At 47.8% G+C, this 337-nt stretch carries 1 protein-coding gene; it reads right to left on the reverse strand.

Annotated elements, in window-relative coordinates:
• Positions 1–26: 26 nt before the first annotated feature.
• Positions 27–337 (reverse strand): hypothetical protein (locus AB1471_RS18880; protein WP_367780955.1); only part of this gene is annotated, 311 nt, incomplete at its 5' end.

A 337-nucleotide genomic window follows, 5' to 3' on the forward strand; every position in this document is an offset into this window, starting at 1 on the left:
TGCTATGTTTTGAGCTTTTGGTTTTCTCATCCCGCCCCTTCCTCCTTCTTTCCTCCTTCCTCCTTCTTTCCCCCCCTCTTCTTTCTCCTTCTTCCTTCTTCCTCCCTCCTTCTTTTCTTTCCTCCCTTTCCCTCTCCCCTCTTTTCCCTCCCTCTCTTTTTTCCCTCCCTCCTTTCTTTCTTTTCTTTCTTTTCTTTCCCTTTTTCTTTCTTCTCTTTTTCTCCTTCTTTTTCTTTTCTTTCCTCTCCCTCCTCCCCCCCTTTCCTCTCTCCTTCTCCCCTTTTCCTCCCCTCCCCCTTCCCCCTTTTTCCCTCTCCTTCTCTTTCCCTCTTCCTTT

It is taken from the genome of Jeotgalibacillus marinus, assembly GCF_040801915.1.
GTDB classification, from domain to species: domain Bacteria; phylum Bacillota; class Bacilli; order Bacillales; family Jeotgalibacillaceae; genus Jeotgalibacillus; species Jeotgalibacillus marinus.